Source organism: Winogradskyella aurantiaca, from assembly GCF_003362725.1.
Taxonomy (GTDB): domain Bacteria; phylum Bacteroidota; class Bacteroidia; order Flavobacteriales; family Flavobacteriaceae; genus Winogradskyella_A; species Winogradskyella_A aurantiaca.
Genome location: NZ_QKTV01000008.1, coordinates 129,976 through 145,660, shown reverse-complemented (window position 1 = coordinate 145,660; position 15,685 = coordinate 129,976). Strand labels below are relative to the sequence as shown.

15 protein-coding genes are annotated in these 15,685 nt (G+C 37.8%); 7 read left to right on the top strand and 8 right to left on the bottom strand.

Annotated elements, in window-relative coordinates; translation table 11 throughout:
- Window positions 1-63 precede the first annotated feature (63 nt).
- The 6 genes from DN064_RS13055 to DN064_RS13030 are packed head-to-tail and all read right to left on the bottom strand — an operon-like array spanning window position 64 to window position 4,171.
- Window positions 64-1,005 carry a septum formation inhibitor Maf gene (locus DN064_RS13055; RefSeq protein ID WP_232827497.1) on the bottom strand — a complete coding sequence of 314 codons (942 nt, stop codon included), beginning with the start codon at window positions 1,003-1,005 and terminating at the stop codon, window positions 64-66.
- 32 nt (window positions 1,006-1,037) lie between these two features.
- Window positions 1,038-1,628, bottom strand: a complete 591-nt coding sequence (locus DN064_RS13050) for a Maf-like protein (protein WP_115463108.1) — start codon at window positions 1,626-1,628, stop codon at window positions 1,038-1,040.
- Between the two features lies 1 nt (window position 1,629).
- A complete protein-coding gene (locus DN064_RS13045; RefSeq protein ID WP_115463107.1) occupies window positions 1,630-2,553 on the bottom strand; it encodes a geranylgeranylglycerol-phosphate geranylgeranyltransferase in 924 nt (307 codons plus the stop codon).
- Window positions 2,554-2,562: 9 nt separating this feature from the next.
- Window positions 2,563-2,844 carry a hypothetical protein gene (locus tag DN064_RS13040; RefSeq protein WP_115463106.1) on the bottom strand — a complete coding sequence of 94 codons (282 nt, stop codon included), beginning with the start codon at window positions 2,842-2,844 and terminating at the stop codon, window positions 2,563-2,565.
- Between the two features lie 45 nt (window positions 2,845-2,889).
- Window positions 2,890-3,423 (bottom strand): KdsC family phosphatase, encoded by a 534-nt coding sequence (locus DN064_RS13035; protein ID WP_115463105.1) that lies wholly within the window; start codon window positions 3,421-3,423, stop codon window positions 2,890-2,892.
- Window positions 3,410-4,171: a Rossmann-like and DUF2520 domain-containing protein gene (locus DN064_RS13030; protein WP_115463104.1), complete on the bottom strand. Its 762-nt coding sequence runs from the start codon at window positions 4,169-4,171 to the stop codon at window positions 3,410-3,412. Before DN064_RS13030 ends, DN064_RS13035 begins: the two co-directional genes overlap by 14 nt.
- 207 nt (window positions 4,172-4,378) lie before the next feature.
- On the opposite strand from DN064_RS13030, the gene ccsA reads away from it, so the two are divergent.
- The 7 genes from ccsA to DN064_RS12995 all read left to right on the top strand — a co-directional run bounded on the left by ccsA (window position 4,379) and on the right by DN064_RS12995 (window position 11,923).
- Complete coding sequence (gene ccsA, locus DN064_RS13025) at window positions 4,379-7,585, top strand: cytochrome c biogenesis protein CcsA (protein ID WP_115463103.1); 3,207 nt, start codon at window positions 4,379-4,381, stop codon at window positions 7,583-7,585.
- 65 nt (window positions 7,586-7,650) lie between these two features.
- Window positions 7,651-7,839 carry a hypothetical protein gene (locus DN064_RS13020; RefSeq protein ID WP_115463102.1) on the top strand — a complete coding sequence of 63 codons (189 nt, stop codon included), beginning with the start codon at window positions 7,651-7,653 and terminating at the stop codon, window positions 7,837-7,839.
- A 173-nt stretch (window positions 7,840-8,012) separates the two neighbouring features.
- The gene (locus DN064_RS13015) at window positions 8,013-8,396 is read left to right on the top strand and encodes an alkyl hydroperoxide reductase (RefSeq protein WP_115463101.1); all 384 of its coding nucleotides are present in this window, start codon (window positions 8,013-8,015) and stop codon (window positions 8,394-8,396) included.
- Window positions 8,381-8,758, top strand: a complete 378-nt coding sequence (locus DN064_RS13010) for a DoxX family protein (RefSeq protein ID WP_115463100.1) — start codon at window positions 8,381-8,383, stop codon at window positions 8,756-8,758. Before DN064_RS13015 ends, DN064_RS13010 begins: the two co-directional genes overlap by 16 nt.
- Before the next feature lie 4 nt (window positions 8,759-8,762).
- The gene (locus tag DN064_RS13005) at window positions 8,763-9,173 is read left to right on the top strand and encodes a hypothetical protein (protein ID WP_115463099.1); all 411 of its coding nucleotides are present in this window, start codon (window positions 8,763-8,765) and stop codon (window positions 9,171-9,173) included.
- A 126-nt stretch (window positions 9,174-9,299) separates the two neighbouring features.
- Complete coding sequence (locus DN064_RS13000; protein WP_115463098.1) at window positions 9,300-10,700, top strand: MATE family efflux transporter; 1,401 nt, start codon at window positions 9,300-9,302, stop codon at window positions 10,698-10,700.
- 47 nt (window positions 10,701-10,747) lie between these two features.
- Window positions 10,748-11,923 carry a trans-sulfuration enzyme family protein gene (locus DN064_RS12995; RefSeq protein WP_115463097.1) on the top strand — a complete coding sequence of 392 codons (1,176 nt, stop codon included), beginning with the start codon at window positions 10,748-10,750 and terminating at the stop codon, window positions 11,921-11,923.
- A 46-nt stretch (window positions 11,924-11,969) separates the two neighbouring features.
- On the opposite strand, the gene pckA is transcribed toward DN064_RS12995, so the two are convergent.
- Window positions 11,970-13,601 (bottom strand): phosphoenolpyruvate carboxykinase (ATP), encoded by a 1,632-nt coding sequence (gene pckA / locus DN064_RS12990; protein WP_394347484.1) that lies wholly within the window; start codon window positions 13,599-13,601, stop codon window positions 11,970-11,972.
- Window positions 13,602-13,628: 27 nt separating this feature from the next.
- Window positions 13,629-15,458 carry an SLC13 family permease gene (locus DN064_RS12985; protein WP_262509180.1) on the bottom strand — a complete coding sequence of 610 codons (1,830 nt, stop codon included), beginning with the start codon at window positions 15,456-15,458 and terminating at the stop codon, window positions 13,629-13,631.
- Window positions 15,459-15,685 lie beyond the last annotated feature (227 nt).

Here is a 15,685-nt window from a genome sequence, read left to right as displayed (position 1 = left end):
GGTGAGGGTCGGGCTTTTAGATTTTATTTAACGAATTTGTAAAGCCAACCGGTGCTTGTAAAACTATTGATCCAACATGAGCTCTTGTCTTAAAGGAAGATCAGCATTTTTATTTTTTGACCAATAAGCAGAACGTATTGATTTTAAACGAGTGGCTTTAGAGGTCAATATTCGTTTCTGGGCGCCATATCCAATCGTATTCGATTCTTCCCAACCTTGAATGTCATAGGGAAAGTCAGAATTGTACTTGATAACTAATTTTCGTCCAAGTTCTGGGTATACCAGGGTATATAAGCCATTTTCTAAGGTAGCGTTCGCAGTATAGGCCTTAATATTCTTATGTCTTAAACGGGCAAATTCCAAGGAAGGCACCATCTCAAAAGTACCAGTAGGTAATTTGGTCGGATCAATTCTAATGATGTTCCATATTTCATTTTCCAGCGGAGCTTTCTCTATTTCAAAGGATTGGTCGGCTTCAGTTTCAAAGTAAGAGTGAGATTTGACCTCAAATTTCTCGCGATTATTTATTTGCGAATAGGCTTGACCACACCATTCCTGGACCGAAGCGGATACTTTAAGTGCATGGGACTGCTGACCAACTGGATAGAAACTACTTTCCATAATGGAATAGGGGTAAATACCCGTGTTAAATTTTTTGGTACTGTTGAGTTTTAGAATGGGTGTATTGGATTTACTGTAATTGTCAGCCTTGACTTGTTTTTCTGGCAAAAAATCCTCGGTAACATAAATTAAAACAGCAGACCCTTGTCTAATTTCACCATAGCGTTCCTGGGCCAATTCAAAAGAGGATATTTCCGCCTGACCATTATACCAATAGGATTTAAATTCTTTGGAAAGTGGAATTTTTTTGACTTGGGGTGTCTCCCTGATTTCGGAGTTGTTGGTAATAGCCATGACTTTAGTTGGATGCTCTTGCTTGTTGCCACATCCCTGCACTAAGATCATTAATATAGCGGATGCATAAACAACTAATAATCTGCTCATAAACTGAAATTTAATGCAAAAATACCCTCTAATTAAACGCTTGCAAAGTCCTTTAACGTTTCATATAGCTTTTGTGTTGGTAGTCCAACGACATTGTTATAACTGCCTTCAATTTTTGAAATGGCTATCGAACCTATCCATTCTTGAATACCGTAGGAGCCAGCCTTGTCATAAGGCTTGTAATTATCTACATAATATTCAATTTCATCCTTGGTAAGAGAAATAAATGTTACTAGGGTGGTATCGTTAAATACTACTTGTTTATTAGTTGATGTCAGGCAAACAGAAGTAATGACCTTATGGGTGTCTCCATTAAGTCCCTGGATCATTGATATGGCTTCCTCTCTGTTAAGAGGTTTGCCCAAAGCAAAACCTCTATGCCAAACGATGGTATCGCTGGTCACAAGAATGTCATTAGGCTTAAGAGCTCCATCAAAAGCTTTGGCTTTTAGGGCAGCCAAATAATCACTAATCTCAGCTTCTTTTAAGTGATCTGGAAAAACTTCATCAACTGGTCTTAAATTAACTGTGAAGTCAATCCCTAATTCTCTAAAAAACACTTGTCTTCGAGGGGATCCTGAAGCCAATATGATGCGATGATTTTTAAGGAACTCCTGCAGCATCTTATGATTGGGTGAGATTAAAAACAATCATGGAGCACACCCCCGTAAGCATGATGACTTTTAGCAATGAGCTTATGCGACTATAGTGAATAGTTTCCTTTGCTTGAAGTAATCGAACTGAGATAAACAGTAGGGGTGCTATGATAAGAATTAAAAAATAGATAACTAACGCATTATTCTTATAAAAATACTCAATAAGATATGCTATAATTAAAGCTGTATTTAATAAACTCAATCCTAGACAGATGTATTTTGAGATAGTGACCCCAAACTGGGTTGCTATGGTCCGATAACCGGCGGCTTTGTCACCTTTGGTATCTTCAATATCTTTTACCATCTCCCTTAAAAGGTTAATTAAAAAGGCAAAAAAGGCATAATCCAGAATAATATCAAAAAAGGTTAATTGCATCTCTCGATTGGCACCATTCAAGCCCGGTAGTAAATCGTAAATACCAACAAGTAAAATACTCAATGCAACAAAAGCTGAAATAACAATATTGCCGATAAATAAGTACTGCTTTAGATATGCAGAGTAAAGGTAGAGCATTCCTGATATGATTATGAAAATAGCAAAGAAATCCGATTTGCCTATTTGTGAGGATATCAAGTAACCAAGGCCTACCCCAATTACATTTAGGGCAATGAACCAGCGAGTTGCAACTTTTTCAGAAATACTTATGCCTACAATCAATTTTTCAGGCCTATTGATGCTATCAGCAGTTGTATCATATATATCATTAATGATATACCCGGCAGCTGCAATGCATAATGTGGCAAGAACTAGAGTTATAAAACCAATAGGTTTTAGAGTAGTTGAAAGACCAGTAATTTCAATAAAGGGCTCAAGTAAGGTGTACTTAATTAGGAGTTGAACCAAGGCGATTATGAGCAGGTTTTTCCAACGAATTAGATTTAAGAATGCCATAAATGGGGATTAGCGAGAAACAATTTTAGTAATAAGATGAACAGCGGCGTATGCAACACCGATAAACAACACAACACTTATAATGGAGGTTCTTATAAAAATCCTACGCTCCTGTTTTCGGATATTATTTTTTATTTGCTGTTTCTCTTCTTTCGTAAGATCCACATGTAGAAAATCCATTTGATAGTGCAGGTGTGCTTCTAAATCCAAACGCTCTTTATATTCAGAAAATGGTTTTTTAGCTTTCTGGGTAGCATTGCCTTGATTGGATCCAATTCCAAAATGCCCCATGCCTTGTTTATGTCTTCGTTTTCGTAGGATGATTCTATAATTTAATTAATCATATTTGGCATTGTAGTTTTCCAACCACTTATCCTGGACTTTTAAAGTTTGCTCGATAATATCTCTAACGCATCCTTCACCTCCATTTTTGTGTGAAATATATTTGGATATAGATTTTATTTCTGGCGCTGCATTTTGAGGGCAACATGGTAAACCAACTTGTTGCATCACATAAAAGTCGGGCAGATCATCACCCATATACATCACTTGTTCAGAGTCAATATCGTAAATATCAAAATATTCATTCAACTGCTCAATTTTATCATGTGCTCCGAGATATATGTCAGTTATTCCCAACCCTTGTAATCGCTTACGAACTCCCTCATTGGATCCTCCAGATATAATGCAGACATTAAATCCAGCATCAACTGCCGTTTTTAGTGCATAGCCATCTTTTATATTCATTTTACGAAGTAATTCACCTGATGTCGTAATCGTAACAGAACCATCTGTTAAAACCCCGTCTACATCAAATATAAAGGTTGATATGTCTGGTAGAAGTTCTTTATAGCTTTTATCGTTTTCCATGTGTTCTTTTTATGGATTGAGTCATTAATTCATAAACCAATTTATGAGGACTATTATCCAATTCTTTTAAATGCTGTTTTAGTGTTTTTTTATCACCTCTCACTGCCGGCCCTGTCTGTGCCATATATGGAGACAATTCATTTATTTTATCGGCAGTTTCAACAATTAAAGGTTTTAATATCTCGAAGTTGATGTTTTTAGCATCACTTAATTCGTGTGCGATTCTAAAAAGTTGATTGCCAAAGTTATTTACGAATACTGCTGAAAGATGTAACGTTTTACGTTGTTCGGTATTGATTTTATAACTCTTCGATCCTAAAGCATTTGCCAGTTGTTGCAAAATCACGTAGTGTTGTTTATTTAAAGCTTCCAGACAAATAGGGACCTTTTTAAAGTCAATGGGCTTTCCCTTGGTGAAGCTTTGTAAGGGGTAAAAGACACCTCGATGCAAGGATTTGTCAAGATCATGAATGCTGGTCATTCCCGAGGTATGCACTACAAGACGGTCGTTAAAGGGCAATTGTAGAGCTAGGTTCTTAATAGCATCATCGCTCACAGCAATGATATAAATATCCGCTTCTTTAAGACTTTCAATAGAATCGCAAATATCCGTTTCGTTTTTGAATGGCTGTAGTTTAGCGATATCTCTGTTATACCATTGAACAACCTCAGTATCTGAACTTTTTTTTATCGCTTCAAACAAATGTTGTCCAACATTTCCAGCTCCTAATAACACTACTGCAATCATAGGGTAAAAATAGCCAACTCCATCAATACAAAAAAGAGGAAGCTTTTAACTTTAAACATACTTATTAACTAAAAATGAGGGTTGTTTTTAAAATCTAAAAAAATATATTTTACCTATAACTATTTTAAATAAGACTAAACTTGAATGTCCTTATTGAGAAACCTCCAAATCACCTATCTTTGCACGAGCTTAAAATAGCCTGTTGTTATGCAGAAAAAAATTGCAAATTTCCTCTTTTCTACACGCCTTACAGCGGTTTTATTTATTGTATTTGCTGTAGCAATGGCCGTAGGTACCATATTGGACAGAAATATGGATACCTCACCAACTCCCTACACAAGAAATTTGATATACAATGCCTGGTGGTTCGAGGCTATTATGGTCTTTTTTGTCATCAATTTTGTGGGTAATATTTTCCGCTTTAAACTCTGGAGGGTCGAAAAATGGGCCACACTCACATTACACTTGTCATTCATCTTTATTTTGGTAGGAGCTTTTGTAACCAGATACATTGGTTACGAGGGGATGATGTCTATTAGAGAAGGTGCTACTGAAAATCAATATTTATCTACAGATACCTACATTAGCGGGCGCATTGTTGGGGATTATGAAATTAACGGACAATTACAACAACGTAATTTCAGCGCACTAGTGGATTTCTCTCCCCGTTTAACGAACTCATTTTCAGAGACTTTTGATTACGGGTCCAATAATGTAAGTTTTGAACTCGTCAAATTTGTTCCTGGGGCAGAATTAGATATTGTTCCTTCAGACGACGGTGAAGCCTACTTAAAAATTGTAGAAGCAGGAGATGGGCGTCCACACAATCATTTTCTTAAAGATGGTGAAGTATCAAGTCTTCATAATGTGCTTATATCACTCAATAACCCCGTTGAAGGAGCTATCAATATTACTAATAATGAGGAAGGCCTGTTTATTCAATCCCCATTTGAGGGCCAGTATATGACTATGGCTACTATGGCAACTGGGCAACTTGCTAAAGATAGTATACAGCCTTTGGCACTAAGATCCAGGTACATTATTGCTAACATGCAACTGGTGTTTCCTAAACCTGTAGTTAAAGGAACATTTGAATTAGTTAAAAAATCAACCATTTTAAAAAATGATGAAGACGGTGTACAATTAAAAGTATCTGCCAATGGTGATGAGAAACTGGTGAATTTATTGGGTGGAAAAGGAAACTACAATGGATTTGAGGAGGTTGAAGTCGGCGGTATGCAGGTTTCAGTACAATACGGATCCAAGGTCTTGGAATTACCTTTTGGCATAAAATTGAATGATTTTATTGCCGAGCGTTACCCCGGAACAGAGCAGGGGTATTCCTCATACGAAAGTAAAATCACGGTTTTTGATGAAACAGATGGTAACTTTGATTATCATATTTATATGAACAATGTGCTAGATCATAAAGGCTACAGGTTTTTTCAAGCTAGTTTTGATCCCGATGAAAAAGGAACCATTCTATCTGTGAATAATGATAAATGGGGCACTATTATCACTTACATTGGTTATATGTTACTTTATTTTGGATTGTTGGCCATAATGTTTGCACGTCACACGCGTTTTGATGAGCTGCGAAAGCAACTTGAAAAGCTGAAGAAGAAGAAAGCTAAATTATTTGCCGCCGGACTTGTATTAATGTCTTTAGGGGGCTATGCTCAGGAACATAGCTCGGACGATGGTCATGACCACGGGATGAATCCGATGGCAAGTTTGACTGAAGCACAGATTGATTCCATTCTTGAAAAGAACATCACTCCCAAAGAACACGCTGATAAGTTTGGAGAACTGGTTATTCAAGATTACAGCGGTAGAATGATGCCTGTTAATACCTTTGCTTCTGAGGTTTTAAGAAAACTCACTAAGAGTGATACCTACAGCTCTTATGATGCCACACAGGTTTTAATATCCATACAAGAGAGTCCCCAATTATGGTCTAATGTTCCTATTATCTACATGAAGCCTCGAAAAGCAGATTCTATACGATCCTTAATTGGGCTGCCAAAGGACCAGAAGTACGCACGATTTGTGGACTTTTTTACAGACAGAGGTTTTTACAAATTAGGACCATACCTGGAAGATGCCTATAGAGCCCAAGTACCTAATGGGCATCAGAAGGAATTTATGGAAGCTGATAAGCGTGTGAGTCTTCTATTTAATATTATAGAAGGGGAATCCTTAAAGTTTTACCCTGTACCTGAGGATGAGAACAATAAATGGATATCCTCCTATGATTTTAGAAATGGCGCTTACAGAGAACAAATTAAAGATACCTTGTACGGTAACTTTATCAATAATGCCCAAAGTGCCTATCTCATAACCTTAAATCAGTCTAAGACCACTGGCGATTATTCCAAACCGGAAGAATTAATACGAGCGATCAAAGAAACCCAAGTAAAATATGGGGCAGATGTTATGCTGTCTGATGAGAAAATAAAGACTGAAATTCTTTACAATCGCTACGACATTTTCAAAAAGCTGTTCAGTTGGTATCTCTATGCAGGGACATTACTGTTTATTTTGCTAATCGTTCAGATTTTTAAAGATCACAGTAAACCAATTGACCGGTCTGTTAAAATTTTACAAGGGGTTGTTGTCTTCTTATTTGTTCTGCATACTGGAGGGCTTGCTGTGCGTTGGTATTTATCTGGTCATGCTCCTTGGAGTGATGCCTATGAATCCATGATTTATGTGGCTTGGGCAACTATGTTGTTTGGACTGTTATTTGGTCGTAAAAGTGCACTCACACTGGCCTCAACAACCTTTGTAACTGCTATGATCTTAATGGTAGCACACTGGAATTGGATGGATCCCGCTATTGCTAACTTGCAACCCGTGCTAAATAGTTACTGGTTAATGATCCATGTGGCGGTGATTGTTGGTAGTTATGGACCGTTTGCTTTGGGAATGGTACTGGGTGTTGTCGCCTTATTCCTTATGATTTTTACCACGGCTTCCAATGAGAAGAAAATGAAACTCAATATTAAGGAACTCACCATCATCAATGAATTGTCTTTAACAGTAGGTCTGGTGATGCTTACCATTGGAAATTTCCTTGGTGGTATGTGGGCTAATGAAAGTTGGGGTCGTTATTGGGGATGGGACCCTAAAGAAACCTGGGCTTTAATTAGCATTATGATCTATGCCTTTGTAATACATATGCGTTTAATACCTGGACTGAGAGGAAAATGGTTGTATAACCTTATGTCTGTTTTGGCATTTGGAAGTATTTTAATGACTTATTTTGGGGTGAATTTCTATCTATCTGGCTTGCATTCCTATGCTAGTGGAGATCAAATTCTTAGTTTCCAGTTTATAGCTATTACTTTGGTAATCATTGCGCTAATTGCTTATTTCGCCTTCAGAAAGAATAAAAACTTTAAATTCAATTAATAAGAATTCGTCTACACTCTCAATGGAGTTAATTTTTTATTAAATTTGGACTTACAATAATTAGAATGAACTTCTTCAAAAAATTAGGCACTGGAAATTTATTAATGCTGCTTTTATGTGCCGTTATTATTATTGTAGCTGAGTACTTATTCTTATCAGGAGATCAACTTCACGGTATTTTTGTTGGCCTATGGGCCCCAACATTATTGGGAGTTATGATCTACCTTAAACTTGTAGACGATGGTGGCGAATGATATAGTTTTATGGTTCTCCGTTGTGGTCATCGCCTTAGTTGTTTTATGGGCCGTCTTGATGATTCGTGCTTACGATCGTGTGGATAAGGAATAAGCGCTTTATTTCCTAACATATAGATTATCTTTTTGCCTATTTCATCTCTAATTTAGGACTTATCTTTGCATAAAAAGCAATGCAGATAACTTTAAAATTAGCGGCCGTTTATAACCTGATCTGGGGGGCTTGGGTGGTCTTATTTCCCAATCATTTTTTTAATCTCGTTGGAATGGAGCCTCTAAATCATCCCATGGTTTGGCAGGGCATGGGTATGGTAATTGGAGTTTACGGATTAGGCTACTGGTGGGCTTCTTTTGATCCTATGCGACATTGGCCTATTGTTGCTGTGGGCTTTTTAGGAAAAATTTTTGGTCCATTAGGCTTTTTCTTTAACTACGCGAATGGGGATATCCCATTTGAATTTCTTTATACCCTAATCACAAATGATTTTATTTGGTGGATTCCTTTTTACCTAATTTTACGAAAGGTTCATAAAGACTACAAATGGCAATTACACTAAATAATTCTTTGCGCTATGCATTAATTGGCTTTTATGCCTTTGCAGGGACCTATCATTTTATCAATCCAGATTTTTATTACGAATTGATTCCTCCATACTTGCCTTTTCCAAAAATTATTAATTACGTATCAGGAATAGCTGAGATTATGTTGGCTATTGGAGTTGGTATAGCTCCTCTAAGAGCTCTTGCTGTTAAGGGGCTTATAGTGATGTTGATTGCCTTTATTCCTTCGCATGTATATTTTATTCAGGCAGGATCATGTGTTAATGATTCCTTATGTGTGGATCCCTGGATCGCCTGGGCTCGTCTTCTCGTTATTCACCCCTTGCTCATTTTATGGGCCTGGAAGGTTAAAGATTAATCAAATGTCAATAGATGCTTTGAGATTGCTGGTAGACTTTGGATTTGCGGTGCTTATATGGGCCGTACAACTTGTTATATATCCTAGCTTTCAGTATTACCCAAAAAAAGAGTTAATAACTTGGCATCGGAAGTACACCATCAGGGTGACCTATATTGTCTTGCCTTTAATGTTTACCCAACTGATACTATCTATTTGGCAACTTGTGGCCTTGGTAAACTGGTACACGCTTTTAAGTGTACTTCTAATTGGTATCCTTTGGATTTTGACCTTTATGCTGTTTGTTCCCCTTCACCGTAGGATTGATATGGGTCAACCAGAGGCTAATACTTGTATAAAATTAGTCCGTTATAATTGGGTCCGGACTTTGTTATGGAGCATTGTTTTTCTTATTTCCTTGGTATACAGTCTTTAGAATAAAAAAATAATGTGCATATTTGTGCCATTATGATTGCATAGTCCAACTTCCGGAAAGAAAAATTGCCGCTGAGTATAGCTTGGCGGATAAGTAATTCACTTAACTAACTTTATCAATTTTAGAATGCAATCATATTCAATCAAACGTATATTTCAATTATTTAGAGAAGCAGTTTCAGGCAAAGAACAAAACTTTACCTCAGGAAGCATCAGACGAGCCGTATTTATGCTATCTGTACCCATGATCCTGGAAATGCTCATGGAATCCATTTTTGCTATCGTAGATATTTTCTACGTATCGCAGGTGAGTGTTAATGCTGTAGCTACTATTGGCCTTACTGAATCTGTGATTACCCTCGTGTATGCAGTTGCTATTGGCTTAAGTATGGCAGCAACAGCTGTTGTGGCAAGACGTATTGGAGAAAAGGACAAAAAGGGTGCTAGCCAAGCGGCAGTCCAGATAATAATATTAGGCATACTGGTATCTCTGGGGGTAAGTGCCATAGGTGTTTTTTACCCTAAAGATATTTTAAGCCTTATGGGAGGTGAACCAGATCTTATAGCTGAAGGTTATGGGTACACCCAGGTTCTTATGGCTGGGAATGTTACCATAATGCTCCTATTTCTAGTCAATGCCATTTTTAGAGGAGCGGGTGACGCTAGTGTGGCCATGTGGGCTCTAGTGGTTTCCAATGGACTCAATATTGTTTTAGATCCACTATTTATTTTTGGAATTGGACCCTTTCCTGAATACGGTGTCATGGGTGCTGCTGTAGCAACGACCATTGGTAGAGGTACGGCCGTCATATTTCAATTACTAGTGCTCTTTAATGGTTGGGGTCGTATTAAAATTGGATTTAAAGATCTTGTTTTACGTATTGAAGTTATGCTAAATCTCATTAAAGTATCCCTTGGGGGAATCGGTCAGTTTATTATTGGTACCTCGTCCTGGGTGTTTTTAATGCGTATCATGAGCGAGTTTGGAAGTGAGGTTCTGGCTGGCTATACCATTGCAATAAGAATTATGATGTTTACTTTTTTACCAGCTTGGGGTATGAGTAATGCAGCTGCCACTCTGGTCGGTCAGAATCTTGGTGCACAAAAACCCGATAGGGCAGAGCAGTCTGTTTGGAAGACCGGTAAGTATTCCGCCATCTTTATGGGCTTAGTGTCCATCATATATTTGATTTTTGCACCAGAAATCATGTTCCTTTTTAACCAGGAGCCCGAGGTGGTACGTCAAGGAGCCTTATGTCTTAGAGTTATTTCTTCTGGTTATATTTTTTATGGATATGGTATGGTGGTGATTAACGCCTTCAATGGTTCTGGAGATACCAGAACGCCAACCTATATCAATTTTGTGTGTTTCTGGTTATTTCAACTACCATTTTCCTATCTCATGGCTTTAAATCTCGATTTTGGTCCTATGGGTATTTTTCTTGCTATAACACTTGCTGAAGTATTAATCGCAATTCTTGGAATCATTTGGTTTAAAAAGGGTAAATGGAAATTAGTTAAAGTCTAAAACAAATGACAACTAAGTCGTATTTTTAATTTCTTAAAATTAATGGTATGTCAAAGTTAAAATTAGGTTTAAACTCGATTTGTACCCATGTGGGTGAGGTTAAAGATGAGCAATTTAAAGGAGCAGTGTCACCCATGTATCTCAGTTCATCCTATGAATTTTTAGATGTTGAGGTAAAGCGTTACCCCAGGTACTTTAACACCCCGAATCAGGAATTCCTCTCCAAAAAAATAGCAGCTTTAGAAGGTGCGGAATCTGCCCTTATTTTTGGATCTGGAATGGCGGCAATCAGCACTATGTTCCTAGCTTTTTTGAACAAAGGGGATCATTTGGTGGTTCAAAATACATTATATGGCGGAACGGTTAATTTTATAAAGGAAGAGTTTCCAAAATACGGTATTGAGTATACCTTCACAAATGGTTATTCAGTAAATGACTTTGAAGCGGCTATCCAACCCAATACCAAACTGATTCATTTTGAAACTCCATCAAATCCCTTAATGACGGTTACGGATATCAATGGCTTGACTCAAATGGCAAAATCTAAGGGTATCCTTACGTCCATTGATAATACCTTTGCCTCTCCAGTTAATCAGAATCCTATAGCATTAGGAGTAGATTTGGTAATGCATTCGGCTACTAAATACCTTGGTGGACACTCTGATATTTGTGCAGGTGCTGTGGCTGGTTCTTTTGATCACATGGATAAAATCTGGCATGTGGCCAGGAATTTTGGTGGTAGTTTAAGCGATATGACAGTTTGGATGTTGGAACGCAGTATGAAAACCTTGGGATTACGCGTTAAATCACAAAGTAAGAATGCCATGAAAATAGCCAAATGGTTATCCAAACACCCAGATGTCTCAAGGGTTTACTATCCAGGACTAAAGTCACATCCAGAGCATAAAATAGCGAAGTCGCAGATGCACAGTTTTGGCGCAATGATGTCCTTTGAGTTAAAAGATTACATCAATGCTGAGGATTTTCAAAAATCCTTACAACTAATAAAACCATCTATGAGCTTGGCAGGGGTTGAGAGTACGGTTATTTCTCCGCATTTGACGTCTCATGCTCTTTTAACACAAGAGGAACGTGATGCTATTGGAATTTCTGATGGATTAATTCGTTTTTCAGTAGGAATTGAGGAGCTCAAAGACCTAAAACAAGATATCAAACAAGCCATAAAAAAAGCTCAGAAAACTGAGCCGGTTCTAAATAATTAAATGATAAGAAAGGGCCCGAGGAGGGCCCCTTCAAGTCATGGAATTATTAAACGTGATCTGTTAATTGATGGTGCTCATCAATTAGCGGACCTCCCTCTATTATTTCTTTAGATGCCTCACTGGCAAATTTTTCAAAGTTTAGATGGAATGAATGTGCTAGCTGAATAGCCTTGCTAATGTAACCACCCTTCTGAAGCCAAGTGTTCATTGGGTCTAACATTTCAGTTGGTACATTTGGACAATATTTTGGCATGTATAAACCAAAAATTGGGTGCTGCTCTAATTCTACATTATCCAATTCACCTTCTAGAATGGCGGTAATCATTGCACGGGTATATTTTAATTTAATTCTGGATCCTACACCGTATGGACCACCTGACCATCCAGTATTTATAAGCCAAACATTTACACCGGCTTCCTGCATTTTTTTACTTAACATTTCTGCATATACTGTTGGGTGTAATGGCATAAATGGTTCACCAAAACAAGCTGAGAAGGATGGAACAGGCTCTGTAATTCCAGCCTCAGTACCAGCTACCTTAGCCGTATACCCAGAAATAAAATGATAGGCAGCTTGCCCTGGCGTTAATTTAGATAATGGAGGTAGAACACCAAATGCGTCACAGGTTAAGAAGAATATATTCTTAGGGTTAGTAGCATAAGATGGCATTTGAATATTGTCTATATGATAAATAGGATAACTAACTCTCGTATTCTGAGTAATCGTACTATCCATATAATCAACTTCATTATTGTCTTTGAAGATGACATTTTCAAGAATGGCGCCAGGTTTAATAGCGCGATAGATGTCTGGTTCTTTTTCTTCAGTAAGATCAATGGCCTTAGCATAACAACCACCTTCAAAATTAAAGATGCTGTTCTCAGCGGTCCATCCATGCTCATCGTCACCAATTAACTTACGATCTGGATCAGCAGAGAGCGTCGTTTTCCCAGTTCCTGAAAGACCAAAGAATATAGCCGTATCACCTTTTTCCCCAACATTGGCGGAACAGTGCATTGGTAGTACATTCTTATCTACTGGAAGGATCATATTAAGCGCAGAAAAAATTCCCTTTTTCATTTCACCTGTATAGGCAGAACCACCTACCAGTGCTATTTTTTTGGTGAAATTAAGGATAGAGAAGTTACCCTGGCGTAAGCCATATTTTGCGGGATCTGGACATTCGTATCCAGGAGCACACAGCACTAACCAATCTTCCTGAAAGTTCTCTAATTCGCTCGCTTCAGGACGTAAGAACATGTTAAAAATAAACATGTTCGACCAAGGATATTCTGTAATGGTTCTTACACTCATACGATACTTAGGATCAGCACATACAAATCCATCTCTGGCATAAATTTCTTTACCACTTAAATAATTTTCAATTTCACCCTGGAGAAAATCGAAATTCTCTGGTGAGATGCCTTTATTGGTTTTGCCCCACCAAACACGATCTCTGGTGTAATCATCTTCTACTAAAAAACGATCTTGAGGGGAGCGACCGGTAAATTTACCAGTGTTGATAGCAAGGGTGCCGTTTGCAGTTTCACGGCCCATGCCTAATTCAACAGTCTTAGCTTGTAATTCTTCAGCACTTAGCTGATAGTGAACAGTGGCATTGTTAATGCCATACTTTTCTAACGAAATCGATTTCGTAGCCGGACGGTTTAGTAACATTTCCATGATTTTAAATTTTAAAGGTTTTTAAAACGGCCAGATAACTGGCACTAATAATAATGTTGTTATTAGGAAAAGGATCAGCAAGGGTGCGCCGACCTTTAGATAATCTAAAAATTTATAGCCTCCAGCAGTTATAACCATAGCATTTGTAGTGGTTCCAACGGGTGTTAGAAAAGCTGTGGAAGCACTAATGGCAACAGCTATCATAAAAGGTGCAGCAGAGATTTCAAGCGTGTTCGCTGCTAATATGACAATGGGTGCCATTAAAACGGCCGTAGCCGAATTATTGATGACCTGACTAAAACTTGTTGTTAAAATAAAGACTCCAGCCAATAGGGCCACAGGTCCTATACTTCCGAGCGTATCTACCAAGCCGTTAGCGAGTAATTCGGCAGTTCCCGTCTTTTGAAGTGCTACACCCATAGGTATCATTGCAGCAATCATAACCACGCTAACCCAACTTATGCCTTTATAGGCTTTTGTAATAGGTACACAACCACTTACCAGAACAATTCCTGCCGATAACAATGCGGCAATGGCACCGGGTACCAAATTAAACACTAACAGTACCACCATTAATATTAGTGCAAATAAAGCGATGTAGGATTTAAAAGTGAGGTTGGTAACGGTTTTGGCCATACCCTCAGGGCTACCCACAATCACCAGATTTTCATGGTGTGATTTTAATCGTTCTATATCGCTCCAAATACCTCTAATTAGATAGGCATCACCAGCTTTCACTGTAATTTCTCTATCCGTAAGTGGTTTGTTATTTCTTGAAACAGCCATTAATTGAACTCCCTCCCTTTTAAAGAACTGTCCAATTCGTAATTTCTGACCTAACATCAAGGATTTTGGTGTCACGATAATCTCAGACATCCCTACCTCCTGATTAATCAGATTATTACGCATTTCGTCTGCCATGGGTTCCAAGGGTAAAAGCCCTAGTCGGAATTTGATCATGATGGCGTTAATATCTTTGGTATCTCCTTTAACAGTAAGAATGTCATGATACATAAACTCTGTATCATTTTCGGGAAATTCTATAAAGGCTTCCTTAGGTTTCAGGACTTTAGGGAAACGTCTTTTTATTCTTAGAATGGAAACGTTGTATTTTTCTTCAAATTCCCATTCTCCCAGTTTAGTATTAAGAAGTGGAGATACAGATCTTACTCTTAAACGGTAATAATCATTATCTACTTTATATGCTTCTATCCATTTGTGAAGTGTACTACTAATATCAACTGGCTTATTATTGGTTTTATTATCTGGTAGTAAACGGTGTCCCACAAACTTGAAGTAGAGTAGGGCCAGAATTAATAACGGCAAACCAATAAGTCCAAATTCAAAGAAAGAGAAGCCTTCCATACCACTTTCAATCATGGTATTGTTGACGATGATATTTGGTGGGGTTCCGGTTAAGGTCAGTAATCCCCCTGTATTGGAACCAAAGGCGACTGGCATTAATAGTTTAGACGGTAAGGTACCTATACTCCAGGCAGAACTAATAGTCACAGGTAAAAGCGTCGCCACTGTTCCTGTATTACTCACGAAACCAGACAGGAGACCAGAACCAAAGGTGGTAATAAGTAACAATTTGGTACTACTTTTTCCTGCGAGTTTTATAAACTTTTCACCGGCTAAGGCAGTCCATCCTGTTTGAGATAACCCTTCGCCAATAATAAAAAGAGCGGCAATCATAATAACCGTTGGGTTACTGAAGCCGCTTAATGTTTCCTCTAAGTTTAAGATTCCAAAGAAGAATAAACTTAGCATTGATATTAAGGCAACAATGTCTGGCGTAAATTTCCCCCAAATGAATAGAAGGATCGTAATTATTAAAATGGTTAGCATTAAAGTCATAATGAAACAGAGGGGGTTTTAATTACACAATAAAAGTAGTCCTGAAATTCGCCAATAATCATGATTAATATCATGTTATCGGGGCCTTCGCAATTTTTTTAATAAAGTTAGTCTTTCTATGCATTTATTGAAAGATTCCTAACACTGTTCATAACTGCCTTAAATACTCTCAGTAAATCACTGGCTTTTTAATATTTTTGAAGGTTGTAACTACACCA

Coding starts and splice junctions, on each gene's coding strand:
- DN064_RS13030 (WP_115463104.1), bottom strand. CDS start 4,171: ATGATTGCAGTAGTGTTATTAGGAGCTGGAAATGTTGGACAACATTTG.
- DN064_RS13055 (WP_232827497.1), bottom strand. CDS start 1,005: ATGAGCAGATTATTAGTTGTTTATGCATCCGCTATATTAATGATCTTA.
- DN064_RS13050 (WP_115463108.1), bottom strand. CDS start 1,628: ATGCTGCAGGAGTTCCTTAAAAATCATCGCATCATATTGGCTTCAGGA.
- ccsA (WP_115463103.1), top strand. CDS start 4,379: ATGCAGAAAAAAATTGCAAATTTCCTCTTTTCTACACGCCTTACAGCG.
- DN064_RS13005 (WP_115463099.1), top strand. CDS start 8,763: ATGTCAATAGATGCTTTGAGATTGCTGGTAGACTTTGGATTTGCGGTG.
- DN064_RS13035 (WP_115463105.1), bottom strand. CDS start 3,423: ATGGAAAACGATAAAAGCTATAAAGAACTTCTACCAGACATATCAACC.
- DN064_RS13040 (WP_115463106.1), bottom strand. CDS start 2,844: ATGGGGCATTTTGGAATTGGATCCAATCAAGGCAATGCTACCCAGAAA.
- DN064_RS13000 (WP_115463098.1), top strand. CDS start 9,300: ATGCAATCATATTCAATCAAACGTATATTTCAATTATTTAGAGAAGCA.
- DN064_RS13010 (WP_115463100.1), top strand. CDS start 8,381: ATGGCAATTACACTAAATAATTCTTTGCGCTATGCATTAATTGGCTTT.
- DN064_RS13020 (WP_115463102.1), top strand. CDS start 7,651: ATGAACTTCTTCAAAAAATTAGGCACTGGAAATTTATTAATGCTGCTT.
- DN064_RS13015 (WP_115463101.1), top strand. CDS start 8,013: ATGCAGATAACTTTAAAATTAGCGGCCGTTTATAACCTGATCTGGGGG.
- pckA (WP_394347484.1), bottom strand. CDS start 13,601: ATGTTACTAAACCGTCCGGCTACGAAATCGATTTCGTTAGAAAAGTAT.
- DN064_RS12985 (WP_262509180.1), bottom strand. CDS start 15,458: ATGCTAACCATTTTAATAATTACGATCCTTCTATTCATTTGGGGGAAA.
- DN064_RS13045 (WP_115463107.1), bottom strand. CDS start 2,553: ATGGCATTCTTAAATCTAATTCGTTGGAAAAACCTGCTCATAATCGCC.
- DN064_RS12995 (WP_115463097.1), top strand. CDS start 10,748: ATGTCAAAGTTAAAATTAGGTTTAAACTCGATTTGTACCCATGTGGGT.